The organism is Chroococcidiopsis cubana SAG 39.79, from assembly GCF_003991895.1.
Classification (GTDB): domain Bacteria; phylum Cyanobacteriota; class Cyanobacteriia; order Cyanobacteriales; family Chroococcidiopsidaceae; genus Chroococcidiopsis; species Chroococcidiopsis thermalis.
This window is the reverse complement of record NZ_RSCK01000003.1, coordinates 115,188-138,907: the sequence shown is the minus strand read 5'-3', so window position 1 is coordinate 138,907 and position 23,720 is coordinate 115,188. Positions and strand designations below refer to the sequence as shown.

The 23,720-nt window shown below is 42.7% G+C and carries 23 protein-coding genes and 1 pseudogene; 5 read left to right on the top strand and 19 right to left on the bottom strand.

Translation table 11 applies throughout. The annotated features are described in order from the left end of the window. The 5 genes and pseudogenes from DSM107010_RS03240 to DSM107010_RS03225 all read right to left on the bottom strand — a co-directional run. The coding region (locus tag DSM107010_RS03240; RefSeq protein ID WP_206751812.1) for a DEAD/DEAH box helicase family protein at window positions 1-641 on the bottom strand (641 nt) is incomplete at its 3' end. A gap of 56 nt (window positions 642-697) precedes the next feature. Continuing rightward, a complete protein-coding gene (locus DSM107010_RS39330; protein WP_241994112.1) occupies window positions 698-1,177 on the bottom strand; it encodes an IS630 family transposase in 480 nt (159 codons plus the stop codon). Window positions 1,178-1,260: 83 nt separating this feature from the next. Then, window positions 1,261-1,770 carry a helix-turn-helix domain-containing protein gene (locus DSM107010_RS39325; RefSeq protein ID WP_106170197.1) on the bottom strand — a complete coding sequence of 170 codons (510 nt, stop codon included), beginning with the start codon at window positions 1,768-1,770 and terminating at the stop codon, window positions 1,261-1,263. A 91-nt stretch (window positions 1,771-1,861) separates the two neighbouring features. Further along, window positions 1,862-2,432, bottom strand: a pseudogene (locus tag DSM107010_RS03230) (recombinase family protein). A gap of 490 nt (window positions 2,433-2,922) precedes the next feature. Beyond that, entirely contained in the window at window positions 2,923-3,135 is a 213-nt protein-coding gene (locus DSM107010_RS03225) for an HNH endonuclease (RefSeq protein WP_127022351.1), read from the bottom strand. A gap of 425 nt (window positions 3,136-3,560) precedes the next feature. Here DSM107010_RS03225 and DSM107010_RS03220 point away from each other — a divergent pair, with 425 nt between their 5' ends. Further along, window positions 3,561-4,376 (top strand): polysaccharide lyase family 20 protein, encoded by an 816-nt coding sequence (locus DSM107010_RS03220; protein ID WP_106168945.1) that lies wholly within the window; start codon window positions 3,561-3,563, stop codon window positions 4,374-4,376. A 48-nt stretch (window positions 4,377-4,424) separates the two neighbouring features. Here DSM107010_RS03220 and DSM107010_RS03215 read toward each other — a convergent pair whose 3' ends face one another. The 14 genes from DSM107010_RS03215 to DSM107010_RS03145 all read right to left on the bottom strand — a co-directional run bounded on the left by DSM107010_RS03215 (window position 4,425) and on the right by DSM107010_RS03145 (window position 17,630). Beyond that, the gene (locus tag DSM107010_RS03215; protein ID WP_199755375.1) at window positions 4,425-5,594 is read right to left on the bottom strand and encodes a hypothetical protein; all 1,170 of its coding nucleotides are present in this window, start codon (window positions 5,592-5,594) and stop codon (window positions 4,425-4,427) included. 490 nt (window positions 5,595-6,084) lie between these two features. Next, window positions 6,085-7,086, bottom strand: coding sequence for a sigma-70 family RNA polymerase sigma factor (locus DSM107010_RS03205; RefSeq protein ID WP_106168947.1), 1,002 nt, complete (start codon window positions 7,084-7,086; stop codon window positions 6,085-6,087). Between the two features lie 46 nt (window positions 7,087-7,132). Continuing rightward, a complete protein-coding gene (locus DSM107010_RS03200; protein WP_199755374.1) occupies window positions 7,133-8,374 on the bottom strand; it encodes a serine/threonine-protein kinase in 1,242 nt (413 codons plus the stop codon). 99 nt (window positions 8,375-8,473) lie between these two features. Continuing rightward, window positions 8,474-8,854, bottom strand: coding sequence for an ArsR/SmtB family transcription factor (locus DSM107010_RS03195; protein ID WP_106168949.1), 381 nt, complete (start codon window positions 8,852-8,854; stop codon window positions 8,474-8,476). An 8-nt stretch (window positions 8,855-8,862) separates the two neighbouring features. Further along, window positions 8,863-10,353 (bottom strand): hypothetical protein, encoded by a 1,491-nt coding sequence (locus tag DSM107010_RS03190; protein WP_106168950.1) that lies wholly within the window; start codon window positions 10,351-10,353, stop codon window positions 8,863-8,865. A gap of 409 nt (window positions 10,354-10,762) precedes the next feature. Continuing rightward, window positions 10,763-11,059: a hypothetical protein gene (locus tag DSM107010_RS03185; protein ID WP_127022348.1), complete on the bottom strand. Its 297-nt coding sequence runs from the start codon at window positions 11,057-11,059 to the stop codon at window positions 10,763-10,765. A 255-nt stretch (window positions 11,060-11,314) separates the two neighbouring features. Continuing rightward, on the bottom strand, window positions 11,315-12,268 hold the full coding sequence (locus tag DSM107010_RS03180) for a phosphate ABC transporter substrate-binding protein (protein WP_106170298.1): 954 nt from the start codon (window positions 12,266-12,268) through the stop codon (window positions 11,315-11,317). Between the two features lie 29 nt (window positions 12,269-12,297). Beyond that, window positions 12,298-12,990: a PspA/IM30 family protein gene (locus tag DSM107010_RS03175; RefSeq protein WP_106170300.1), complete on the bottom strand. Its 693-nt coding sequence runs from the start codon at window positions 12,988-12,990 to the stop codon at window positions 12,298-12,300. A gap of 129 nt (window positions 12,991-13,119) precedes the next feature. After that, window positions 13,120-13,494 carry a hypothetical protein gene (locus tag DSM107010_RS03170; protein ID WP_127022345.1) on the bottom strand — a complete coding sequence of 125 codons (375 nt, stop codon included), beginning with the start codon at window positions 13,492-13,494 and terminating at the stop codon, window positions 13,120-13,122. A gap of 116 nt (window positions 13,495-13,610) precedes the next feature. Continuing rightward, window positions 13,611-14,294, bottom strand: coding sequence for a hypothetical protein (locus tag DSM107010_RS03165; protein WP_106170305.1), 684 nt, complete (start codon window positions 14,292-14,294; stop codon window positions 13,611-13,613). Window positions 14,295-14,802: 508 nt separating this feature from the next. Next, on the bottom strand, window positions 14,803-15,837 hold the full coding sequence (locus tag DSM107010_RS03160) for a DNA cytosine methyltransferase (RefSeq protein WP_127022342.1): 1,035 nt from the start codon (window positions 15,835-15,837) through the stop codon (window positions 14,803-14,805). 10 nt (window positions 15,838-15,847) lie between these two features. Continuing rightward, complete coding sequence (locus DSM107010_RS03155; protein ID WP_127022339.1) at window positions 15,848-16,906, bottom strand: hypothetical protein; 1,059 nt, start codon at window positions 16,904-16,906, stop codon at window positions 15,848-15,850. After that, the gene (locus tag DSM107010_RS03150) at window positions 16,897-17,280 is read right to left on the bottom strand and encodes a DUF6876 family protein (RefSeq protein ID WP_127022336.1); all 384 of its coding nucleotides are present in this window, start codon (window positions 17,278-17,280) and stop codon (window positions 16,897-16,899) included. Before DSM107010_RS03150 ends, DSM107010_RS03155 begins: the two co-directional genes overlap by 10 nt. Continuing rightward, window positions 17,277-17,630 (bottom strand): KTSC domain-containing protein, encoded by a 354-nt coding sequence (locus DSM107010_RS03145; RefSeq protein ID WP_127022333.1) that lies wholly within the window; start codon window positions 17,628-17,630, stop codon window positions 17,277-17,279. The genes DSM107010_RS03150 and DSM107010_RS03145 overlap by 4 nt, the downstream gene beginning before the upstream one ends. A gap of 268 nt (window positions 17,631-17,898) precedes the next feature. Between DSM107010_RS03145 and DSM107010_RS03140 the strand changes: the two genes are divergently transcribed. The 4 genes from DSM107010_RS03140 (at window position 17,899) to DSM107010_RS03125 (ending at window position 23,640) form a co-directional block, all read left to right on the top strand. Continuing rightward, window positions 17,899-18,111, top strand: coding sequence for a helix-turn-helix transcriptional regulator (locus tag DSM107010_RS03140; protein WP_106166015.1), 213 nt, complete (start codon window positions 17,899-17,901; stop codon window positions 18,109-18,111). Between the two features lie 319 nt (window positions 18,112-18,430). Then, on the top strand, window positions 18,431-19,513 hold the full coding sequence (locus DSM107010_RS03135) for a DUF3102 domain-containing protein (RefSeq protein WP_106166016.1): 1,083 nt from the start codon (window positions 18,431-18,433) through the stop codon (window positions 19,511-19,513). Window positions 19,514-19,703: 190 nt separating this feature from the next. Next, window positions 19,704-19,991 carry a hypothetical protein gene (locus DSM107010_RS03130; RefSeq protein ID WP_127022330.1) on the top strand — a complete coding sequence of 96 codons (288 nt, stop codon included), beginning with the start codon at window positions 19,704-19,706 and terminating at the stop codon, window positions 19,989-19,991. 172 nt (window positions 19,992-20,163) lie between these two features. Next, the gene (locus tag DSM107010_RS03125) at window positions 20,164-23,640 is read left to right on the top strand and encodes a DUF3987 domain-containing protein (protein WP_106166018.1); all 3,477 of its coding nucleotides are present in this window, start codon (window positions 20,164-20,166) and stop codon (window positions 23,638-23,640) included. Window positions 23,641-23,720 lie beyond the last annotated feature (80 nt).

Sequence of the window (23,720 nt, the reverse complement as noted above, 5' to 3'; positions counted from 1 at the left end):
GGGATATTGAGCGCCCGCACTAGCATCGCATGGGGTTGACCTGTAGCAGAGCGCTTGGCAAGCAGAATTTGGACTGCCATCTCCAACACTGGTAAGCAGAAGGAATCGGCTAGGAGAATTTGACGAAACCAAGCGCGATCTCTTTGCGCTTTGAGGATAAATTCTTCTGGCTCGTACTCGATCTCCCGACCATCTTCTTCTACCAAAAACGCAGTGCTAGTAGCTTCTTTGTACGTGAGTTTTTTGATCGGGGCAGGATTTAACTGCCAGGCATCTTGAACTGTGAATTCGTAGTCTGCTACAGGCGCGTATCCGATCGCCCTCTTGCCTAATTCGTCGGCATCTTCTACTTCTTCATAACGTATGTAGGGTAGCGACTGACTGTCCGAGCGAAATTTAGAGCCAGTAAAATAAGCGATCGGGGAATCCTTGAAATAGTTAAAAATAGTGCGGTAGCTGGCAGCGGCAGAAAAGTGCGCCTCATCACAAATAATTGCACCGACTGTTTCTGGTTGAATATCCCCCCGCTGTACCAAGTTCACCAAAAACTGGCGATTGCCCACTAGCATATCTGCTTGATGCAAGGTGTAAGCGTAGCTGTTGAAATTGCTTGCATCTAGCTCTACTATTCGGGGTGGCACAACACCAGAAGGCAAAACTTTCAAACTATACAGCAGCCATTGCTCGTAATACCATTTTATGAAATGCCTGCTACAGATAAAGCATGGAGAATATAATTCCAGCCCGTTAAGCTCACAATGATTTCTGGCGTGAAAGAATTCAGGATATGCCGAACTTTATCTCTCAATTCATCCAGATTATCGAACAACTGCCAGCCTAAAAAACTCTTGATGTACTGCCATAGTCTTTCAATTGGATTAAGTTCTGGACAGTGTGAGGGTTGGAATAATAAGATAATATTGTCTGGTACGATTAAATCAATCGCTTTGTGAAAAGAACCGTTGTCAAGTTGTAGAATGTGGAAATCTTGAGCATAAGTTTGAGAAAATAAGTCTAAAAAAGCTTGAAAGCAAGTGGTATCCAAGTGAGAAAACTCGTAAAAAAAGCGACAACCTGTTGTCGGCTCAACTACACCGTAGACATAGTAATTCTCTCGTTTCCATTGTCCGATTCCGATTGGTTTAACGCCGAAACCTGTTAACAGCCGACGCTCAATAGTTTTTAGCCCAAAGCGAGATTCATCTTGACACCAATAGCGTAGTTGCTTCTCTTCTATTCCTTGACTCCGTAAAGATGCAACTATTGACTGTAAATGGTTTGGGAGTTTTTTTTAAAGTCTTTGAGTTCTTCTGGGTTCTGCTCGCTACTGCGTGGTCGTGATGATTTCAGTTTCGCGTTTAGCTTGTAACGAACTAAACGATGAACGACGTGATAATTTGCTTCAACTCCTAGTACAGCTTTGAACCATAACTGCACTTCTTTATAACCAGGAAATCCTTCTGGGTCTTTCAATTCTTCTTTTAACGATACTATTGCTTCTGGTGAAATCAACATTGGTCTTCCCTGACTTTTGTATTGAGACAGCAATTGAGACAGTCCGCCATTACGGTATGAGCGTAACCAGCGTTGAACTGTAACTCGATTACGTCCTAGAATTATTGCCAGATGTTGTACTGTCTCAACTTGCTTTGTCTTCAGCAGATATAACGCCTGTACTCTTTCCTTCCCAAAAGCTGTTTTTTGTGCTGCTAATAACGTCTTCAGCTCTTCAACGGATTCGGTGATATCAATTTTAACAACGCCAGACATGACACTTTACCTTGAGCTGTTACTTTCTACTATCTGTAGCATACTTAAAATAAAATGGTATAAGTGAATCAGAGTTTCGCCTGGGATTTGCTTACGTGCCATGTTGAATGCTCATCTCTGCAATGTAGTTGTAGAGAGTTGGCTTAGAAATCCCCGTTACTCTTACAGATTTCACCAATTGTATGTTGGCGCTCGGTATATAGCTTCACAGCTAAGGAGCGCTTCGCTGGGTCAAGTGCCTTTGGTCTGCCTCCTTTGTGTCCCCGCGCTCGTGCTGCCGTAAGACCCGCAGTGGTGCGTTCGCGGATTAAATTGCGTTCAAATTCCGCCAAGGCAGCAAATAGATGGAAAACCAGCCTGCCGCTGTTGTTTGTTGTGACAATCGATTCTTGCAGGCTTTGCAACCCTATTCCTCGCTCATCCAGAGTAGATACAATCTCGATTAGATCTTTGAGCGATCTACCCAAACGATCTAGCCGCCAGACTACCAGAACATCTCCACTGCGGGCGAAATCCAGTGCTAGGCTTAGCCCTGGTCTTTGGGCTTTTGCCCCACTGATCCGGTCAGAGTAAATCTTGGTACAACCTGCTTGCTGCAAGGCATCCTTTTGCAGGGTCAGATTTTGGTCGTCTGTTGAAACTCGTGCATAGCCAATTAACATCCAAGGATTCCTAGCCGCGCTAGTAAAAAAACTAGTTATTTAACAGTATATGTTGCCTTAGATACATTTACTGAGTTTCTTTACCAAAGTTGAACGGGTTTCTGGCTTTGACGGACGATGGTTGCGGTAGTAAAGAAAATGGTCGTTTCTTTTACTGCTGGTTGCATTTAATCCTGGTTTTTGACTAAATCATGGCGTTGACTATTCAGGGGGATTTTTTAAGCCAGCTGCTAAACTACCGTTTGGTGGAGCTTTCGGTTAGTTGCAGTTAATCCTGGTTCAAGTAGATGATTGCAGGTTCAGTTGCAATTATTCCTGGCTCAGTTGCATTTAATCCTGGTGCAAACGAAATTATAGTTGCAAATAATCCTGGTTTGAAAATGTCTTGATTGCTGGTTTGAGCATTTATAATTGCAGGTCGCTACAGCTAGTGATTCGGGCAAGCACGAGCTGGTGATAGGCAAGGAAATAGTTGTCCACCGTGCTACTCCTAGCTATGGTAAGGTCGAGCCGACTTCTGGCGGTTACAGTTTTTACATAAAGCCAAGGCATTCCACACTTGGGTTGCCCCTCCCTGGGAGTAAGCTATTCTGTGGTCGGCTTCAAAATTGTCCCGACTTAAACATGCACCGCAAATCTCGCACTGATAATTAGCGCGACGCAATATCAGAAGTTTTTGAGCGGGGGAGAATAACCTTCGCATCAGGAAGCATCCTTTTTCAAAGCTAATACAAAAATTCTACCTTTCACAACTTGTCGATGGGCGAACGTTACCCTACTCGATCGCGGCTTTAATTTCATTTAAACTCTAAAGTCAAATTAAACCTTCAGTTTCCGATCCCTAACTCAATATGTTATTGGGTAGTGAAACAATGGTATCAGTCGTGAATTATTTTTTAATTATCGACATATTGGCTAGTTCTTCTTAGAAGAAAAGTTAAATTTATTACCTGTGAATTTACCGAAATTTTTGCCGGATTAAAAAAATAGTAAACTTGCGGTTTTCAAAAACTTGAGTATCTCTTTTTATAGAAGTAAAGAGGGACAAGCTCCCGATGATTTCTATAAAGAAAACGTGCAGTACATCCACTAATCGATTTAGTGACAGAGCGGTTACGGAGAAAAAATATGACCGTTGAGAATTGCAATAAATCTGCCAAAGTTTGGCAACTGCGATCGCTACGCTCGGCTTCGGCTTTAGGCACGATATTCTTGAGTACGGCTTTGTTTGCTTCAGTAGGAACACGTCAATCTCATGCCAGAATGATTGAGTCATCGACTGAAGTTACACAAGCTAGAAATAAAAGTTGCTCTGGTATCGAGCCGTCCTACAAAATCAAAAGAGCTGGTCAAACTGCTCTCAAACATTGGGTAGATCGCTGTGGCGAACGTGCCGAGATTGAAAAAAATAAAACTGAAATTGGTGGAACCTACTGGTACGGATGGTCTGTATTCATTCCTACAGATTGGCAAGTTAATGACGCAGGATGGGACATTCTGAATCAATTTGCTGCTTATCCTACCAAGAAAGGTAGAAGACATCCGTGTGGTGGAGTTGGCTCTAAAATTTCTCGTAAAGGTGATGCGATTGGATTCGACCTGCAAAGGAATGGTGGTTCTGTTGATGATAAATGTACTCGATTTACTCTAGCTAAGGTTGCCGAGCTACGAGGGCAGTGGACTGATTTTGTCATGCATGTCAAATGGACGGGAAACGACGATGGTTTTCTGAAACTTTGGTTGAAAACAGGTAATGGTAAATACATTCAAAAAATCAACTACCACGGAGCTACCTTCTGGAACGATGAGGGAACAGGACCGTATTTCAAGATGGGATTGTATAAAGGCGATCCTAACTTTAAAGGACCTGCTCCTAGAGTTGTCTATACTGACGAATATCGCTTGGGCGATGCTAATTCTGGCTTTGGACAAGTTGCACCATAAGCAGCCCGATCGCTTGTTCAATTAGGGTGGCGATCGCTTTTAAGTCCGCTAATCTTCAAATGGTGGTGCAAGTGGTTGTCTCAGCTTACCACCACCACCAATATTATCAGCTCTGTTATTATCAACGATGTGCAAGACCTGAAAGATTTTCATCATATCGTTGTAGAAATCGCCACTGTTACCCTCAAGAGCGTAGCCGTAACGAGAACGAAATTCTTCACTGACTCCTTGCTCTACAGCAAGGTAGTGAGCGTCCCAATAGGCATCATCGACTATGTATGCACCATAATTTTGTAGTGCCTTGAAAATTTTCTGAGCTGGAAAGGTTTTTAATTGTAGACTCTTCATCTCTATACGGGGTGGAATTGCTAGCAGGCTACCTTGTACGAGTTTGGAATTAGTCCCCTTATATTCACTCTCGGCATATCGGTCGGCACGGTCGGCAGGGAAGCGGTAACCGGGCATGGATTTAGAATAATGAAGATATTTTTTGCCCCAAACTAAGACTTTGATTGCGTGGCGAATTGGTTCTTCATCTGTTAGTTCGCCGCGACGGATAGAGCCGCCAATTGCCGATAGACCTGACCCGAAATGAGTGCCTTTGATGCCATCACCTTTGATATCAACTCCTCCCCAAGGATTGCGCCAACCATATATGTCTCCACCAGCGCTACAACGAGCCAGGGGTTCGAGTTGCTCGATCGTTCTGCCATCTGGCATCAAAAAAGCAGCAGCATTGTTCGGTGTCGAATAAGGATAGCTAGTTGCATCTGGAACGATTAAATTATTGGGAATTGGCAGCGAAAGATTCATCGATATCTGTTTTCCCGTGCAACGTCCAGGACCAAAGCTTCCGGGCGATAAAACCGCCTGTAATGGATCGCTATCCTTGAGCCTGTAAAAATACTCGCGATCGATCCCAAAATGATTAGCTGCTTCAAAATTAGCTGGTACATAGCTTGCATCCGCCCCTATTGGCATATTCCAGATCGAGCAACGATGGAAAGGTTGCTGCCACGGATTGCGAGTTTTGGGAAACTCATCGCTCGGTTTAGGAATTTCAGAAGGTAATTTTCCGCATAAACTTAGTTTTGTTTTACTGCCATCCACTTTGGCAAACTCTATTTGCTGGGCGATCGCCTCTGTGGAACTAGATGCAATTATCAGTCCAACTGCACCAAGATAAAAAAAACTTGAAGAAAAATGAATAGCCTGCATAATTGATGATGTATGGTTGCAAAAATTTTACGATTAGTGTTGAAAGTTGATGAGCTGTGAATATTTCAATTGAGGTAGCCCTGGATAATACAATCTGGTTTTACTACAAGAATTGAACTTATGATGAATTTGACCATTTTTCTCTAATTCTGACAAATACGTGTTCACAAGCGTTGAATTTAGTTTCAATTTTTTTGCTAAAAACAGCGCGTTTTGTCCTGGCTTTAAGTTAATTAAATTAAGTAATCTATTTATATCGCTACAAATGCTAGATTCATCGGTAGTCATTAACTTAAACCCAACAATCTTATTAGGATTTACCTTAAGTGGAAATGCCAGCCGATTGGGAGTATTTGACAGTGTAATCGCTTCAGATATACGTGTAATTTTTACTAGCTGCCATTTCTTATGGTTAAACTCCCAGACAGATAGTAGTTCAAAAAGGTCGTGTAATTTAATAGCTGGATAAGAGGACATAATATTTTAGCCATTAGACTCGTTCTAGAAAATCGATTAATTCCGCACCAGATTTATGAAAAGAATATTGAATTCTTTGAAAAGCTCTATCTTTAATTTGTCTAATTCTTTCTCGCGATAAATTTAGACATTGAGCTACCTCATTCAGCGATCGATCTATTCCATCTTCTAGTCCAAAAAGTAGCGATAGTACAGTTCGTTCTCTAATTGTCAAAATACTCGTTATTTGTTGGACACAATCGTGCAAATAATATTGGAGTTCGTCACTTTCACTCGTTCGACTAGCTCTTATATCCTCTAATAGTTCTCCTAAACTCATATCTCGTTCAGCTCCCGCTCCCAAACGTAAATCTAGAGAAATAACTTTTAAGTTCAGGTAGGATAAATACTGCTGAAGTTTTTGTAAGTCTATATCTAAAAAGTTTGCTATTTCATTAGTTGTAGGAGTACGTCTTAACTGCTGCGATAATTGGCGTTGTGTTTTCTTAATTTTGTTAAGATTCTCGACAACATGATTGGGTAGCCGAATTGTTCGAGCTTTTTGAGCGATCGCTCTGGTGATTGCTTGGCGAATCCACCAATAACTATAAGTACTAAAACAGTAGCCTTTAGTAGGATCGTATTTTTCTACCGCTCGTTCGAGACCTAGAGAACCTTCTTGAATTAAGTCTAAAAGCTCTACATTGCGCTTTTGATACTTTTTAGCAACTGATACTACCAAGCGTAAATTTGCTTCAATCAATTTTTTCTTAGCATATTTTCCCCGCTCTAAAGCCTGTTTTAGTTCGGACTCAGATATATGCGAATACGCCGCCCATTCCGGCAAGGTTGGTTCGCGACCGAGGGCTTGAGCCAGAGCGTCTTTCCTAATGATAGCAGCTTTCATTTTTTGAACCTGAGTTCCGTAACTTAACTCTCGATCGGGAGTTAGTAACTCTATGCGTCCGATTTCTCTTAAATAAATGCGGACTAAATCTAGAGTGTTGTTCTCTTTGTCTTGAATTAAAATATCCATTTTTTACTTTTAGCTATATTTTGTATTAGCAAAAAATCAAATATTTTTAACTAAATATCACTGATATAAGTACCCAACCACTAGCTATAAAAACTAAATGCCCCACTAACAAACTCATTGCATTTTCAAACCCTTCTCCTCGACGTATTCGATTCATAGCATCAAAGAGAGAGAAAAGAGTTGATGCAATTACAACAGTTCCAAATATTGAAAATACTTTTGTAAATATACCGTGAACTACAACATCGTCAACATTGTTTGATTGTTGCACTAAATCTCTAAGAATACCGTTGACTCTTGCTGATAGTCTTGAAAATACTGGTGCTATAAAGACTACTAGAACAACTCCTAATGGAACTGAGAGAACTGTTGCTTTAACTAGAAGGTTGAAGTTAAGATTCCTTCGTTTTTCTATTTGACGTGCAATGGCTTTTTCTAGCGCTACTGGTTGCGCGTCAACATTAACAACTGAATCGTTTGAAATTTGGTTATGCTGGTGAAGAATTGCGGCGTTTAAGTCGGCAAGGGCATCAGCAGCTAACAAGTAACGCTTAGTCGTAGCTTTTGCTACTAGCCGATTTAAGACTCGCTCTAATTCAGGACTAACTGGTTGTGGTAAAAAATCTTGCCACACCCACTCGTCTTCCCCGTAAGAATAAAGATCGAATGGCTCTACTTGTGTCAATAAGTGCAAGCAAGTGACTCCTAAGCTATAGAGATCGCTAGCGAAAGTTACTTTACCGCTTACTTGTTCCGGTGCTGCATATCCAGCCGAACCGATAGTCGTCCCAGTTTTCGCTAGTTCTGTTTGCGTAGCGCGTTTGGCTGCGCCAAAATCGACTAATACCAAAGAACAATCGCTCTGGCGGCGGATGATGTTGGCTGGTTTTATATCGCGGTGGATGACTTGATGTGAGTGGATAAATTCGAGTACTGGCAATAAAGCTATGAGGAGATCGCAAATTTTAGTTTCGTTAAAAGCTCCCGTTTCTAGCAGTTCTGCTTCTAGGTTGCGACCGTTAATATACTCTTGAACGATGTAGCGTCCGCTTGACTGCTCAATATAATCTATAAATGACGGGATTTGAGGATGAGTCCCCAGTTCTTTGAGCCTACGAGCTTCTTCTTCAAATAGCTTGTTAGCAGTTTGAGAACGATCGGTAGAAACAAACTGTTTGATGACACAGCGTGGTGAGTTGGGTAAGGATATATCTTCAGCTAAGTAGGTACGACCAAATCCTCCCTGTCCGATGCGGGCGATCGCTCGATAGCGCTGCGAAAGTATCAAGCTAGAATCACAGCTAATACACCGCGTAGTACTGTCCGCATTCTCTGGTCTTTGACAATAGAGATTAAAACAATAACTCATCAATTTTCTCAACAGCTTCTACTTTTGAAGCGCGATCACTCCCTGTTGTTTTTCACGAAAGACTCTTAATTGCCGAGCTTGTCGCTCTACTCTTGCAGCAATGCGACAACAAGCAAATTGCCACAAACGATAAATTTCTTCATCTTCAACGCGGTAATAGGCAGATGTACCCGCACTACGACGAGTGAGAATTCCTGCTTGCCAAAGGAGCTTTAAATGCTTGGAAACATTAGCTTGACTGGTATGAGTTGCTGCCACTAATTCTTGAACGCATTTTTCACCATCGCGCAGTAAATCGAGCAGGTGCAATCGCATTGGTTCGCTTAATAGGCTGAAGTATTCTGCCACTTGTTGTTCCACTTCTGAAGATGCAGTTCTAACCGTTCTGGTTAGTGGCATACAACTTTCTATACCATTTGGTTTATCGTTACATCGTCCCACTTTACGTAATCTCCGTTATTTCCAGTTCCTAAAGTACCGAGTTCGATAACTACCCAATTTTTAGAAATTGGTACTTCAATCTCTAAATGCTCCCAGCCATTTTTTTTAGTTGAACTGGCTGAGATTTCGGCATCACCATTGCGATAGTCGTAACCCAATCCTTTTAAAGTTGCTGACGCGCCGCCGTTGACATATACCCACGCACCAATCTTGACTTTTTTGCTTCTTTGTAACTTACTGGCAATACGTCGAACGCTAAGCGGCTGACCTGGAGCAGTATTGCCGTTGTTTAGCTTGACATAACCTTTCCCTCCATGCGCTCCACTATTATCATTGCGAACAAAACTGACGCGCTCTGAAACACCTTTAAGAATCCATGCATCGCTATCTTCAAAGGGTATCCAGTCCATTTCAATATTGTTATCTGACTCAAAGTCACCATTCGAGAAAGTTCTGTTAAGGCGTAAATCTTTGATTTGCTGATAGGTTTTAGTTGGATTAAAGTTTGGCGCAACAGCCCAGCGATCGTGACCGTCCAGATCGAATAGCAATGCATGGTCGTAGCCGAACCGCTTCAATTGTTGTCCGAAATAAGCAAACCAGCGACGGCGACAGTCTTCTGTTTCATATTCCGAACCTTCGCAGTAATCCGATATCGCTCCCGATTCGCTAATTACGAGCGGTTTTCTGACTCCGTAACGCGCCAAGACCCGCCAAGGATGCCCGAGGCGATTGTCAGAAATTTGTCCCCCATAGGCGTGCAGACCGATGTAGTCGCTCACCTTGGCAATTCCATTAGCTAACATTTCATCTAGTAAAGAAGATTCTATGCCAGATACTGGTGGAGACTCGATTCGGATCTGCGGGTCGAGCGCTTTAGCTATTTGGTAAGCAATTTGAGTCATGTCAACGCACTCTTGAGCTGACATCTTACCGTTTCCAAAGTCGAGGTCGGGTTCGTTATCGATAATGTAGTAAAAAATCTTGCCATGATAATGCGTCATGACACTACGCGCGAAATGGCGAAAATTTGCCTTCCACTGCTCGTAGTTACCATCTCGCTCTACATGCATCCGTGCCGACAACACGGCATGGATCTTCATCCCAGCAGCGCGATATTTATCGACAACCATATCTCTAGCAGACCAGTCGAAGCCAGCGCCTTCCGTAGAGCCAGCAACTCCATCCATACCGATTCTAACTACGCCCAAGCCTAAATCTTGAGTATGATAAATGGAGCGATCGACATATGCAGGATCGGTATTATAGCCAGTACCGTTATTTATACCTAAATATTTAGTTAGCGCCCATGCTGGAATAGGGCATAGGAGAGAAGAAACTAGGAGTAAACTAATAAAACCTTTGACAGAGCCAATCGATCGCCTAAAAGAGATTTTACGACTCTGTAGTTTATTTAACGTAAACGAAATTAGCTGTAATATCTGTTTGAAGAACACACTTCACCTCTAACCTATTTTTTTGACATACTACTATTCTTTTGCTAGCTTATGCTTTTGCTAGGAAACTCAGTTACATGATTAACTTAAAAAAAATGGCATATTATTTGCTAGCTTTGTAAATTAACTAGCGAGAGCTATTCTTGCTAAAGTTAAGACGAGTTGAGTTAACCTAATATTAATTAGGTTTTTTACCTTCAATTACACTAATATAGTTTTTATTTTCATCAAACCGTAAAATTACTGATTGTTTTCTTAGTTCGTTTGACTTCTCACTGGTTTGAAGAATTAAATATATATTAAAACTTTTAACAATACATTTTTTAACGTACATATTTACTTTTTAGCAATTATAATTACCGGATTACTAGAATTACTTTTCAATCTTTGTTAACTTAAAATTCAGCATTTAGTTTTTGCTGTATTCAATCCGGCGATTGATAATTTCGTCAAGCGTGTTAAGATAAAAAGTCAATTGCTCTTGTTTAGATTTTAATGCTTCTTGGATGACTATTAAGTTTTTTATTTCATATTGTTTATTAATATAGTTGACAAAGAGATAGTAATCTTCTATAAAGTTGTTAACAGCATTTAATCGTTCTCGGTCTTCAATTGAAAGATATTTAGAGCTTTTTCTTTCAGCCAAATTAATAAGAACTTCAGCTTTTTTAAGTCGCTGTTTTAATTTTTGAAGCAAACTATACATAAACTAAAAACCTTTTGTGTTTTATTTTTAAATTTACTAAAAACGAAAATTTTTTGAGTAATGCAATTCTATAATTTAAGAAAAATAAAAGAAAAAAAAGATATCTTCTATACTGAAGTAGTTTATTTTTTGGTTGTAAGAATAACCTGTTTTTTTATGCTAACAATATATATAAAACAGACAGTGAAGGGCTGTTGATTCTTTCACTGTCTACCTGCTTTTCGATTACTGAACTTCGGTCGGGCAATCTCTAGTTTAATTACTATCTTCTTTTGGACTAATTGCTCGTCTTCCTCGCTCTGAGGTAGCATATGCTATAAAAGCTTGCACGGATGGGTTACTAGGTGATTTATAAACGTAGTACAAATTTCTTTTAAAAGGATAGCTCGTTGCTTCAGGGGTTAAACCGTCTATTGATACTGTTCTGATTGTTTGTTGTTTCGCAACTTGAGTATAAGTTGCATAACTAATTCCATCAGATTTTAAAGCCTGTAATAAAGGAGTGGTCGCATCTTGTTGCAAAGCTATGATATTGGAAGTCGTGCCAAAATTACCATTTTTGAGTACTAATTCTTTAAAGACATGATTCGTTCCACTGCTGGGCGGACGATTAAAAACTCGAATTTGTCCATTGAAGCCCCCAACATCAGACCAGTTCGTGATTCGACCTTGAAAAATTGCTGCTACTTGACTAATAGACAACCCTCCTAGAAAAGGGTTCTTTGTACCAACAACAACAGCGATCGCGTCGGTTGCCACTGGTACGGCAACTAATCCTCGCGCTTTCTCCTGAGTTGTTAAGTCGCGAGAGATAGCAGCAATATCCACAACTCCCGCTTGCAAATCTCGAATCCCGCGCTCGGTTCCCTCTGCATTTGTTGTAACTGTGACATTAGGAAATTTGTGAAGAAAACCGGATTTTAAGCTTTCATTGATTTGCACCATACTGGTCGAACCGTCAATTCTGATGCGCGTGCCATCAGGTATTGTATTGGGAAGCATCTGAGAGACACTACCACTAAATGACGATGGATGAATAGGGGCGGAAAGTCCGTTGTCTGATGATGAGGGAACGTCTGCTTGCGTTTCGGAAGACGTAGCAATTGGAGTACCTGCTGGTTTGTGGAGAAAGAACCAGGAGCCACCCCCAACTAGCACGAGCATGGCTACAATATAAGCAATTGGAGGAAGTCCGCTTTTGCGAGTCATAGTTTTTTCTAGTTATAGTTATCTTGAGTTCAATTTGAATTCAGTTTTCCCAAACGACGATTCACTTCATCGTCTACAGTCATTTTTTCCAAATCGGCAGCTATCTTCTCAGTAGAATTTTCTGATAACTTAGCTAACTCGTTTTGACGGAAGTTATTTGTAAGTACAGCATTTTGTGCATCCTCAAATGAAGAGCGAGCAGTACCGATATTAAACTCGTTATTCACGCGAGCAATTGTAGAGAGTGCTTCATTTACTTCTGCTAAATCTTTCATGTTTTGCATATCTGTTTTGTATTTCTCTAGCTTCAACCGTTCCCGCTCCAATTTTTCTTTAGAAGCGCTTACGTATTCTCTTGCCTGTTGGAGCTGAGCCTCCAGTTGTGGTAGGAGTTGCTCGGTTTGGATTACTTTAGTCATTGCCAGCCTTGCAGCTTCGTCATTACCCGATTGTTGGGCGATCGCCGCTTGCCGCTCTAATTGCTTCAGTTCCTCAACTTTACTTCCATATTTTTGCTTGGCACGTTCGTAAGAACTTGCTTGCACCGCTACTGCTTCAGCTAATTTCTGTACGGATTCCTGCATTGATTGTAAAAACTGCTCTGCAACTGCAACTGCCACCTTGCCACCTGACTCAATCGGAATTCCCCACAACCAGTTCCAGAAGCCGACAATTGTACGTCCGGCTGTTTCACCCATTAGCCAATATATATATTTTTTCATCTTAATTCCTAGAGAACTTAGAAACCGTCCGTTGTAAATTTACACAGTCAAACAAGCAATTGAGAAATTTATAAACTATAAATACGCTTGTGTTTTGGCATATATTTTTATGAAATAGATTTATATCTACTAAGGTTCAGTATCATTATCCTCAATATCGAGTTGCTCGCTATCTGGAGAAATTGATTCATTATCCAAGCTATCTGAGTGGTCGGGAGTATTGGAAGTTGTATCCATATTTGAATCGCCTTCATTACTTAGTTCACCTTCATTATCCAAGTTATTTTCTGTTGAAGTACTACCTGGTTTTATTGATGTATTTTCTTTTTTTTCATCAGATTGACACAAATTTTCTAAATTTAGTACCGCGCCTTCTGACGTTCGCATGTAGCAAAGAAAATTACTATTTGATAAGTTACTACTACTATCCATATCGACTAAGATAGAATTTGTTGAAGTTAGAGATAGTAAACTCAAACCCGCTATATGGAAAAAGTTTAACATGATGAGTTAATAGTAGTTAAGTGAAAGAATTGAAAGGTAACAAGCGATCGCAAGATAGAAGCTAATGCCGTTGCTATCTTTTTTTGTCTTACAAAGTCAACTTGTTATTAAAAGAACTAAGCAATGAGATGTTGTTTCAAGTTGGATAATTTTTGCAAAGCTTGAAAACTTTCAAATTCAGAAATTGAATGCAGTTTTTCTACGCTACTAAACGTCTCTAAGAGTTGATGGCAGGAAGCTGTTAAAATTTCAATGTAAGTATCTCGTACATCTTCAACAGTCGAGCAGTTAAGCAATTCAAGTGCTAGCATGATTTTAAATAACGAGTCACACCACTGCCGTGACAAAATCTCTTGGAGAGTTACATTTTTCTGTACGGCTTTTTCGAGATGTACTGATAAATTAGATGAATAGCGGCTATTATTTAGCTTTATAATTGCCTCACACTGAAGAATATCGCGCCGTAACTGTCGTCCTCTAAAAGTATTTGCCATTAATGCTAGAGATTTCCAGCAGTCAACGCTAATTTTGACTATTCTGGGATCGCCTGGATTACCCAAGCGATTTGAATTTACTTGAGATTGGAGTGGAAGTAATTTGATAGAAAAATCCTCTGTTTCAGTAAAAGATCTAAAAAGAACTTTTTTGGCTTTGTACTTATCCTGAAAACCACTCCATTTCCAAGCAATATTAAAATCGATAGGAAAACGATCGACAGAACCGACTAATTCAAGCAGTTTCTGAAAATCGTATCTGTCCTCTCCAGAGGATCTTGTAGATGCTGTCTGTTGTGAATTCATAACACTAAGATTTTCTTGCTAGCGGTTACCGATTTGAATCGTAGGCTGGAAATATCCAACTTATTTAACTTCTCGCGCAGGCATAAATGCCACAAGGATTCTAATCTGTTAAAAAATTATTAACATAAAAAAAATTTGACCGCGCTACAGCTTGGATTGAATTGAATTGACTGTTCGGTATTTGCGTTCTTTGAAAGAGTAGTGAGATAATCCTTTCGTCACGGTATTTTACTCAACAGAACGCAACTCACTTAGCTAAAAAAATTAGCTTGTGCGAGTCCTCGCTATTAAATCGAGTTATAGTTAATCTCTTCCATATAAACTTAGCTCAATATCCAAAATAATTAAATAACTAAAAGGCGTTTTACATAATATTTAACAGAAAATTTTTCAATTGCTAAATTTTATACATTGAGCGAGCGAAGAAGGAGAGAAGGCAGGAGACAGAACTCATGAAATGCGAAGCATCGATCGCACTCCTGCACGGCACATTTACTTATCTCGACCTCTAAGCACCGATCGTACTCCGAACTAACAATCGGGACATAAGTGGTGGTACGCTATCACCGATTATTCGCCCTGCAATTGCGATTTGTTCTGGAAAAATATACCGATCAGGAAAAGACTGTAATCTAGCTAAAGTATTTATATTAAGTTGAAGTACTTGTCCTGGGAAAATCGCGTCGATAAAGCGAGAACGGTTATTGCCTTGACCGTCCGTCGTTATTGAACTCCTGATCGTCCATGCTGGTTCTTCTGCCCATCGAAACTTTAACTTTTCAGCCCTGACTCCTGTGCGCTCGACAATTACTGCTTTGGGAAAGCCCCTACAGCCAGCCACACGAACTGTATCAGTGGCTCGGTCGGTAAATCTAATTCTGGAGGTTTGTTGAGGATACACATTTTTACTGTCGATGAGAAAATCGCTCAGTAAATTTGGTGGCAATCGCTTTATCTGCCAAGGTGTTAGCTGCGACGGTTCGAGCGTGGGAATGAGGTCGGCGATCGCCTCATACCACCCTCGCTTTTTTTCTTTGGCTGGTAGCGATGGCGGAAAGCCGCCCCTGACCGCCCTCAAAACTAATCGAACTCGATTTTGCGGTACGCCGAAATCAGCAGCATCTATTATTTGTCTATCTACCCAATATCCCAAAGTGTAAAGCGTTTGCTCGATTTCAAAGAGCGATCGCGATCTGATGTAGCCGCGCACGTTCTCTAGAAATAAGTATTTTGGCTTTAAAGCTTCTAGATAGCGGCAGAGAACTATACCAATTTCAGCATCTTCTCGCCGTGGGGCGGAGGAACTGCGGGCTGCAGACCATTGCTGGCAGGGGGGAGAGGCAAACAAAACATCCACTGGGGGAAGCGAGTAGGGATCGACCTCGGTTAGATTAGCACAAATTGCATCAGAGCTAATATTGCGACGATATGCCTTAACTACTTCTGGATCTTTATCGATCGCCCATTGGGGAGAGACTACGTCAAGCAGTTGAGTAACCCAACCGCCACCGCCACAAAAGAGGTCGCCGCACGTTATTGTCATCTTTTTAACTCTAAAAAAGCGTGAGTTGTTGTGTTTTGGGCGGACTGACTTTTTGGTAAAAAGGAGAATCTCTTAAAGTAGCGGTCTCGGCTTTTACCCAAGCGAGGTTGTGTCGCCAGTAGGGAAAGGTCGCTCCTGCCTTGCGCCAATCGCTCCAAAGGGCATTACCGATCGGGGAGCGCCCATCTGTCGTCAGTTTAATACCGTAGCGATCGCACTGATGCAGCAAAACTGGAAGGGGAGGAATACATCCTCGAATGGGTTTGTACCAAGTCACGCCAAAAATGTGAACGCGATCGATCCCCGCTTCGGCAATTGCCGGAATAATTTCATCGATAACTTGAAAAAAAGTAGGCAGCCAGCGCTTTTGCTTGCCTAGTATACACCAACCGCCCAATCCCAGACAGTCTCCTGGCTGGCAATAAGCCAAAACTTCTTCTACACAGGACTTATATTGCTCGGCGTTGACTCCTTGGCAACTTTGTACCAAGGTGAAATCTTGCAGCCTGTACCTTTGAGAGTTTAGATATTCAGCAGCAGCAACAGTAGCATCTACAGCTTTATCGCCTTCGCTTACAGTCCACCGCTCTTTTTTCCGCGTACCGTTGACGTACTTTTCATCAATCAGCAAATCGTAGGATACAAGAAAAGTCTCTCGCACTCGTGGTAATCGCTTTAAAGTAGATAACTGCTTGTCTAAAGCTTCTTCTGGCGTAACTCGACAATTGGTTAAAACGTCAGTGAAAGCACCGCTGTCATAGAGAATTTTGCTGTTGGAAAAATCTAGGAAACCACAATCCGGTACTCTAGCGATTGTCTTTCTGCTGTGGCTATTCACTCGAACTGGCGACAGCTGAACGCTGCCACAAATATTATTTATTTCTTTCTGATAGGTATTTGATTGAGCGTTAACAAATATTTCCAAATCCGGCTCGTAGGGATTCGTCCCCAGTCCGTAGGCTTCTGATAAAAAACCTAATAAGTGCGACTTAAAGCGACGGGTAACGTATCTATCTGCTACAAGTTGAGAAGCAATTTTTTCCAGATCGACAGTTGGGTTCACGTACAACAGTACTCGGTAGAAAGTTGAAGAATACCGTCAACCAAGTACAACTCAAGTTCGGATAAAGGAAAATCCGTGCGCTCGATTTTCTCAACTACAGCAGCATTGATAAAACCTTTGGCACACATGAGCTTGGCACTGCGATCGATATCGACAGTTAGCTGCCAATGCTGACAATGACGCAAATACGGGTCTTTTCGCAAGAAAGGTTGATAAGAGGCGATTGCGTCTAGCAACCATTGGGCAGAACTCTTTTCAACCAGATAGCAAACACCTTCAGTACAGAGAAAGTGTTGCGAAGGGTGGGGGTAGAAAAGGGTTGTACCTCTAAATTGCGCGAGTAGTTCGCGTGTTAGTTCTGTTGTCTGGCAGTCGTTCATTTGAGTCTCCCGTATTCGCAAACTAATTTCAACTTGATGAAATAGTCTAGGTATTGCTCCAAGCAATCTACTTCAAGCAGCCGCTCAAATGCTGCGGGCAAAATACCGTAGAAGCGGTAGCGCGATCCATCGCAGTAGTCAACTTGAAGAGTATAAAAAAGGTCGCAATAACCTATAGCAGCGATCTTGTCGGCTCTAACTGGGAGCATTTCAATACTATCAAGAAATTCTTTATTATCAATAAAAGATTGAGGTTTTTGATGCTCGACGACTCGATGGGGGAATTTCTTCGTCCGTAACAGCTTCCGCGAACTAGAACGGGGTTCTAATAGAATTGATGTATCTTTCATGAAATATTTTATGCTGTGTAAAAACTATGTGAGCGAAGATAAAGCACGATCACCCTTCTTGAAGCGTAGCAGGCACGAGTAGTACCTTCGTTTGACCACACCTGCTCGTACACACCCACAAACAACTTAGATAAGGGGAGTCGCTTAGAAAATTTTGATTTTTGGACTCGTATAGTTACAAACTAATTGTAATTTTGTTTTTTGTCAAGTTTTTCGAGCGGTTGGAGTAGAATCGAACGGTAAGTTTTTGTAACAAGATAGAATTTCTATGGGCTGGGGTGAAAAAATTAGTAATTTAAGAAAGCGCCTTCACCTGACCCAAAGAGAAGTAGCAAAGGCAGTTGGAGTTGACGATCAGACTATATCTAATTGGGAGCAAGGAAAAAGTAAGCCAAAACTAGATCCAGCTCAGACTTTTGCTTTGTGCAAGGTTTTGCAATGTTCTTTGGAAGAACTGGCATCTGCCATCTTAGGTGACTGAGCAAATCGTTTTTTGTAAAACTATGTAAAGCAAAACGGTAATAATTACCGTTTTGGCTGGCTGGCTTCTGCCCGTTTTTGACTCGGGAAGACAAGCAACATTGCTCCAAACACTATTGAGGTGCGCTGAAGCAATCAATCTATTGTAAAACTATGTAAAGCAAAACGGTAATAATTACCGTTTTGGCTGACTCTTCCACTGAAAGCGTAGAAGTTTGAAGTTTGGTGCAAACGGCAACTATTTCAGGCTGCTGCGATTAAAAAAACCGACTTGGGGGCTAGAATGGAAGGCGATAGCTCTTGTTAGTGCCTCAAACCCTATGCCTGCCTCTGTTAGCCCGTCCGTTCGTAATGGTTTTGATTACAGTAGTCTTGATACTGCTACTTCTGATTTCGTGCGGCAGCAGACTGGCGATATCAAGGTGTTGATGAAGCGTGCTGCCCAAGACATCTTTGAAGTAGGGCAAAAACTCATTAGCGTTAAATCAAGATTAAAACACGGGCAATTTGGAGAGTGGTTATACGCTGAATTTGCTTGGACGGAGAGAACTGCCCAACAGTTCATGAACGTAGCCAGACAATTTAAAAACGAAAATTTTTCGGATTTGCAATTTGCGCCTTCTGCTTTATACATATTATCAGCTCCTTCTATTCCTGAAGCTGCCCGTGCCGAAGCCTTAAGCCGTGCCGAGGCAGGCGAAAACATTAGCTTTACTACAGCGAAAGCAATCAAGCAGAAACATGCTCCAGCTTCAACCAAGCCTCATCCGAAGGACGATCGCAAAGAAAATGTAGAAACTAAAAGGGATAGCGACGCAAACGAGCGATCGCCTTCACCTTCACCAGCTTTGCTACCACAACCAAGTCTGAAGCAGGAAATCGTTCGCCTTCTCCCTAAAAACCAAACAGAATTTTCTGTAGATGCTAGTCCTGCTCAACCTCAAACTGTGGCGATTGCCGCTCCACAACCTAACATTTTAGTCGAGCAGTCGGAAGAAACTGGAATCTGGTGGCAACTAGGAAGACACTTACTTTACTGCGGCGACCCCAATTCTCGCGAATTTTTAGCACGAGTACCGGAAAAACCTCAGCTACTGTTTGCTTTTGCACCAACTCCGACCTGGCTACCTGCCATCAAAGCCAAGACGCAGATCGTTGTGGAAGACTATTTACCTCACGGCAGAAATATCGATCAATTCGATGAGAATTTAGAGTCGAATCTTTTGTTTCACTCCAACTTAAACGATGCGGCAGTTGTTTGTTTTCTCCCAATACCAGAAATTATCTCCGTCGTAAATCGGCTGGATCGGCGGGGCTTCCTTGCCGACCCGAACGAGAAGAATTGTAAAAAAGTCATCGACTACTGGAAGGCAGGACGCTTGAAAGTAGAACGAATTAGTTAGTTTTATTTGGAAAAGCCACGTCCGATCGCTTTTCGAGCGGATTTGGGCTTTTCTTATTTGCCTAAATGCCTCTATAATATCTTCAATTGAATAGAAGCTTCGGCTTGGAGGGGAAGGTCTGGTGCAAACAGACTGATTTCACCCACCGAAGGCTCCGACCCATGTTCCTTACCCAGGAGGTCAGAACGCGATGCTTGTTATAGTATTGTGCCGCTTTTACGTGCCAATTGTCAAACAAAAATCAAAAGTTTTTTATCAAAGTTGGGAGCGACCTGCTAGTGACCGTAAGGCACTGGCTTTCACTGGTTGGGGTAGTAGAAAAATACCTGCTGGAGCGATCGCCAGCTTTTTCGGTGCGATCGTTGCCAATTTCTACTACTATAGGAAGCAGGCAAAACTCAAAACGGTAATTATTACCGTTTTGGAGCGGAACGAGCCTAGAAATAGCCTTCTGACCACAACTTATTACTCAAATTAGGAACTGGCAGAAACGACCGGATTGTATTGAAAGCAAAAAAAGTTGGGACGGGCGAGAAGGCACCATCCCCAAAAGCTTTTCGTCGAGCTTTTACTAACTGCTGAGTATAGCAAAAAATTAGAGCAGTTGCCAGAACCTTCTCGCCCGTCTCGGACACAGGAGAAAAACCGAGATGGAACGACATAAAAATTCACACTTAACCGCACTGACGCTCGATCGCCAACAAGCTGTAGCGCACCTAGAGACTCTCGGCTACAAGCAGGGAGATGCAGTATATGTTAGAGCATTCCTACCAAAAGAAGATCCTCGCTACGCGCCCAACACGGGACGGAAAGCCAATCGCCTCAATTGGGAACAGGTAGAGCGGTGGCAAGCACAAGGTTATGGTATTTACATCGTTGTGAATGGTGGGGGACATAAAGACGAAGACGTAAAGTCCTGCCGTGCCATTTTTTGTGAATTTGACGATAGACCCATCGAAGACCAAATTAATTTTTGGCAAGACTTGGGGCTACCAGAGCCTTCGATGCAAATTGCTACCCGCAAGTCAGTCCACACGTATTGGGTGTTTGACGAACCGATTGCTGTAGAGCAATGGCGAGAACTACAAACGGCTCTCCTCACCTATACTGCTTCCGACCCAGCATTGAAAAATCCCAGTCGGGTGATGAGGTTGGCGGGAGCGTACCACATTAAACCTGGGTACGACCCCTTGCGTTGCGACATCATTCATAGCGGCGACAAGCGCTATGGCTATCAGGAGCTACGCGCTGCCATTCCAGTACCCCAACCGCTGTTGGAAATAACTCCCGTTCCGCCACGATCGCGCTCCTTCACTTCAGAGGGAGGCAAGCGTTACGACGATATTTCCATCCCCATTCCCGCTACAGTCCCTCTAGAAGTTTGCCTCGCTAAAGAATCTCGTGCCTTGCTGGAAGCGGGAGTAGCAGAAGGCAGGCGTAACGATCGAGGAGCCAAACTCGCCCGCGACCTGATCGGCACTGCTAACTACCTGCGCTCGATCGGTCAAAGTTTCGACGGTAACCCCAGGCTACTACTAGAAGATTATGCCAATCGTTGTTCTCCGCCGCTGCCATCAAGGGAAGTAGAAACAGTCTGGAAGTCAGCCGAAAAAGATAACCCCACTCCTAGCTGTACTCTAGAAGGAGTAAACACTTGTATCAGAGCGTGGTACTGGAAACATCACGTCAAGCCACAGCAAGAATCTTTTAGGAATAACAACTATGCTGCTGGTCGCGGCTTCGGCTACAGCAACAATGGCAAAAGCGATCGCAAACCACCTATCGCTACAGTCTCTCTATGCGATCGCATTCGTGAAATCCTCACCCGAGAAGATCGCGAATCTGAAATAGCTAGCCGTTTAATAGAGCTAGCTAGCGCCACTGGTCGGACTTACAACGAAATTAACCAACTCACTAAAATTATTCGCACTGAGGGAGAACTGGCGGCAGAGGTAATCGAAGCAGTGGAATCTTTTCGTCCCCTGCTTAAGAGTAGCCGCAGGAGACTGAATATCCTCTCCTACATAGAGCGCCCGTTGTCGGACCCGCTGATGGCAAAAGCAGCAGCTATGCCTACCGCTCCAGAGTATCTATTTAATACGGTACTTCCTGCTAGCGCCTCGCGTATCGGTACGGCAGCAAGAGTGATTATCAACCCCCAAGGCGGCTACAGCCAACCTTGTATTTTTTGGACGGCTAACATCGCCCATAGCGGTCAAGCCAAGACTCCACCTCAGCAAGCAATCCTCAAGCCGCTAGAGCAAATGGAAGCAGCAGCTAAAGAGAGCCACGACATTCAGATGGAAGACTACGAGAATGATAAAGATGCTAAAGGCAAGCCACCAGTGCGACAGCGGCGCTTGTTGAATAACGTCACCACTTCCACCAAAATTCGGATTCATGATGAAAATCCACGTGGCTTACTGGAATACATTGATGAATTGGTAGCTGACTACCAACGCTTAAATCAGTACAAGAGCGGTAAAGGCGACGACCTGCAACTAGAATTATCGTTTTGGAACGGCTCTGGCGGAAATTTCGACCGTCACGATGCGCGACTGTTCTTGAAGCGCGTTGCTTTGAGCAAGACGGGAACTTACCAATGGGACACTTTGGCACGGTTGATGGCAACTGACGAAGTTAACTTTATTGCTAGCGGTTACTCGTCCCGATTCCTCTACTGCTCGATCGCGGATGCTCCAGCCCGATTTCTCAATCTTTTATCAACTCCAAATCCCGCTGCCGTCCGGTTAGAGGAAAAGTTGTCTTGGTTGTATACCCAGTTAGAACGACTTCCTGAAACCGATTACTTTCTTTCCCATGAAGCAAGAGTCCTGTTTCAGGGCTGGAATCATACCTTAGTCCATGCCGAAATAGAAGAAAAGCATTTTGGGCTATCGCTAGTCTACGCTAAAATCGAGTCCTACACAGCTCGAATCGCCTTGTGGTTGCACATTGTCAATGCGGTACTGCGTGGAGAGTCGCCTTCACAAATTATCGACGGTGGAACAATGCAACACGCAATCGAAATTGCTTTGTTCTATCTCGACCAGCATAAGTTAATCCACGCTCACAATGCACCCAACCGCCAACCAGAAGGCATTTTTCTGAAAGTCCAAGCCCAAGCTGAGAAGATTCATCAAAAGAGTGGCAAGGGTGCGAGTGCTTCGTTTCTCAAAAGCCGGATTAATGCGCTTAAAGGCTGGGCAGTAGAAAAAATTCGCACTTGCATCTTTAAAGCTTTAGCAGCCGCAGGTCACGGACGAATCGAAGGTGAGGGAAGCGAAATGGTCTACATTCCCAATTTACCAACAAACAATCTGTCAGGAGAATTGGTGAGTATTGGTGAAGAATTGGCAATATCACCAATAGCCCAAACCTCCAGCAATAGGAACTTACAAGCTTCAATTGGTGAAATTGGTGGCACAACAACAGAGGCTACTTTTTCTCAGCCGTCAACTGAAGCGCTCGCTCCACCTCCAAACCACCGGAAAGCCACCTCAACAGAGGACACTTCCGCACAGTACTGTCCTCACCGCGAGATGCTCATGGGGGAAACCCCCAAGACCACTCTCGCTCACCAATTCACCAATTCGGTAGTTGAAACTATTACTGCGACTGCCTCAGACTCAGTTGGTGACATCACCAATTCATCCCCAATTGCACCAATTGAAAACACGCAGCAACAGCCACCAACAGCACGGGATTTGTCAGGACAAATACTGTTGTGTTCTACTTGGACTCAGATTGCACGCCTAGCTCAAGAAAATACTAATACATTAGTAGCAGCTGCTAAGGAAATGACCGCTACTCAACGCCAAGGGCTAACAAGACTATTAAGCGAGCATTTGTGCCAGTCTCCCATTCACCTAACTCAACTGCTCTGGGTTCCCCAAAAGTTAAGGCAACGGACATTAGAGCGATTGCAATTTACCATCCGTCGCATAGCAAGCGCGGCAGGGAATGTTTTAGATTTCGATTGGGAGAGTATTTCTGGCTGTAGGCTGGAGAGAATCGGTCAAATTGAAATGTCAGGAGAAGCTTGGCTGTTTCTTGCGCCGGATGGGACTCATATTTATGCCGATCCCAATGCAGTAGAAGCGATCTCTTACTGTAGAGAGTCATAAACTTAGCAAGCTGCTTCCACGTTGCTAGGAATCAAGGTGTAGTCCGAATTCAGCCTTTCGTTTTCAAAGGAATTACCAGC

Coding starts and splice junctions, on each gene's coding strand:
- DSM107010_RS39325 (WP_106170197.1), bottom strand. CDS start 1,770: ATGTCTGGCGTTGTTAAAATTGATATCACCGAATCCGTTGAAGAGCTG.
- DSM107010_RS03160 (WP_127022342.1), bottom strand. CDS start 15,837: ATGACAATAACGTGCGGCGACCTCTTTTGTGGCGGTGGCGGTTGGGTT.
- DSM107010_RS03145 (WP_127022333.1), bottom strand. CDS start 17,630: ATGAAAGATACATCAATTCTATTAGAACCCCGTTCTAGTTCGCGGAAG.
- DSM107010_RS03195 (WP_106168949.1), bottom strand. CDS start 8,854: ATGCCACTAACCAGAACGGTTAGAACTGCATCTTCAGAAGTGGAACAA.
- DSM107010_RS03175 (WP_106170300.1), bottom strand. CDS start 12,990: ATGAAAAAATATATATATTGGCTAATGGGTGAAACAGCCGGACGTACA.
- DSM107010_RS03185 (WP_127022348.1), bottom strand. CDS start 11,059: ATGTATAGTTTGCTTCAAAAATTAAAACAGCGACTTAAAAAAGCTGAA.
- DSM107010_RS03140 (WP_106166015.1), top strand. CDS start 17,899: ATGGGCTGGGGTGAAAAAATTAGTAATTTAAGAAAGCGCCTTCACCTG.
- DSM107010_RS03125 (WP_106166018.1), top strand. CDS start 20,164: ATGGAACGACATAAAAATTCACACTTAACCGCACTGACGCTCGATCGC.
- DSM107010_RS03225 (WP_127022351.1), bottom strand. CDS start 3,135: ATGCGAAGGTTATTCTCCCCCGCTCAAAAACTTCTGATATTGCGTCGC.
- DSM107010_RS03220 (WP_106168945.1), top strand. CDS start 3,561: ATGACCGTTGAGAATTGCAATAAATCTGCCAAAGTTTGGCAACTGCGA.
- DSM107010_RS03215 (WP_199755375.1), bottom strand. CDS start 5,594: ATGCAGGCTATTCATTTTTCTTCAAGTTTTTTTTATCTTGGTGCAGTT.
- DSM107010_RS03205 (WP_106168947.1), bottom strand. CDS start 7,086: ATGGATATTTTAATTCAAGACAAAGAGAACAACACTCTAGATTTAGTC.
- DSM107010_RS03130 (WP_127022330.1), top strand. CDS start 19,704: ATGCTTGTTATAGTATTGTGCCGCTTTTACGTGCCAATTGTCAAACAA.
- DSM107010_RS03170 (WP_127022345.1), bottom strand. CDS start 13,494: ATGTTAAACTTTTTCCATATAGCGGGTTTGAGTTTACTATCTCTAACT.
- DSM107010_RS03180 (WP_106170298.1), bottom strand. CDS start 12,268: ATGACTCGCAAAAGCGGACTTCCTCCAATTGCTTATATTGTAGCCATG.
- DSM107010_RS03165 (WP_106170305.1), bottom strand. CDS start 14,294: ATGAATTCACAACAGACAGCATCTACAAGATCCTCTGGAGAGGACAGA.
- DSM107010_RS03150 (WP_127022336.1), bottom strand. CDS start 17,280: ATGAACGACTGCCAGACAACAGAACTAACACGCGAACTACTCGCGCAA.
- DSM107010_RS03135 (WP_106166016.1), top strand. CDS start 18,431: ATGCCTGCCTCTGTTAGCCCGTCCGTTCGTAATGGTTTTGATTACAGT.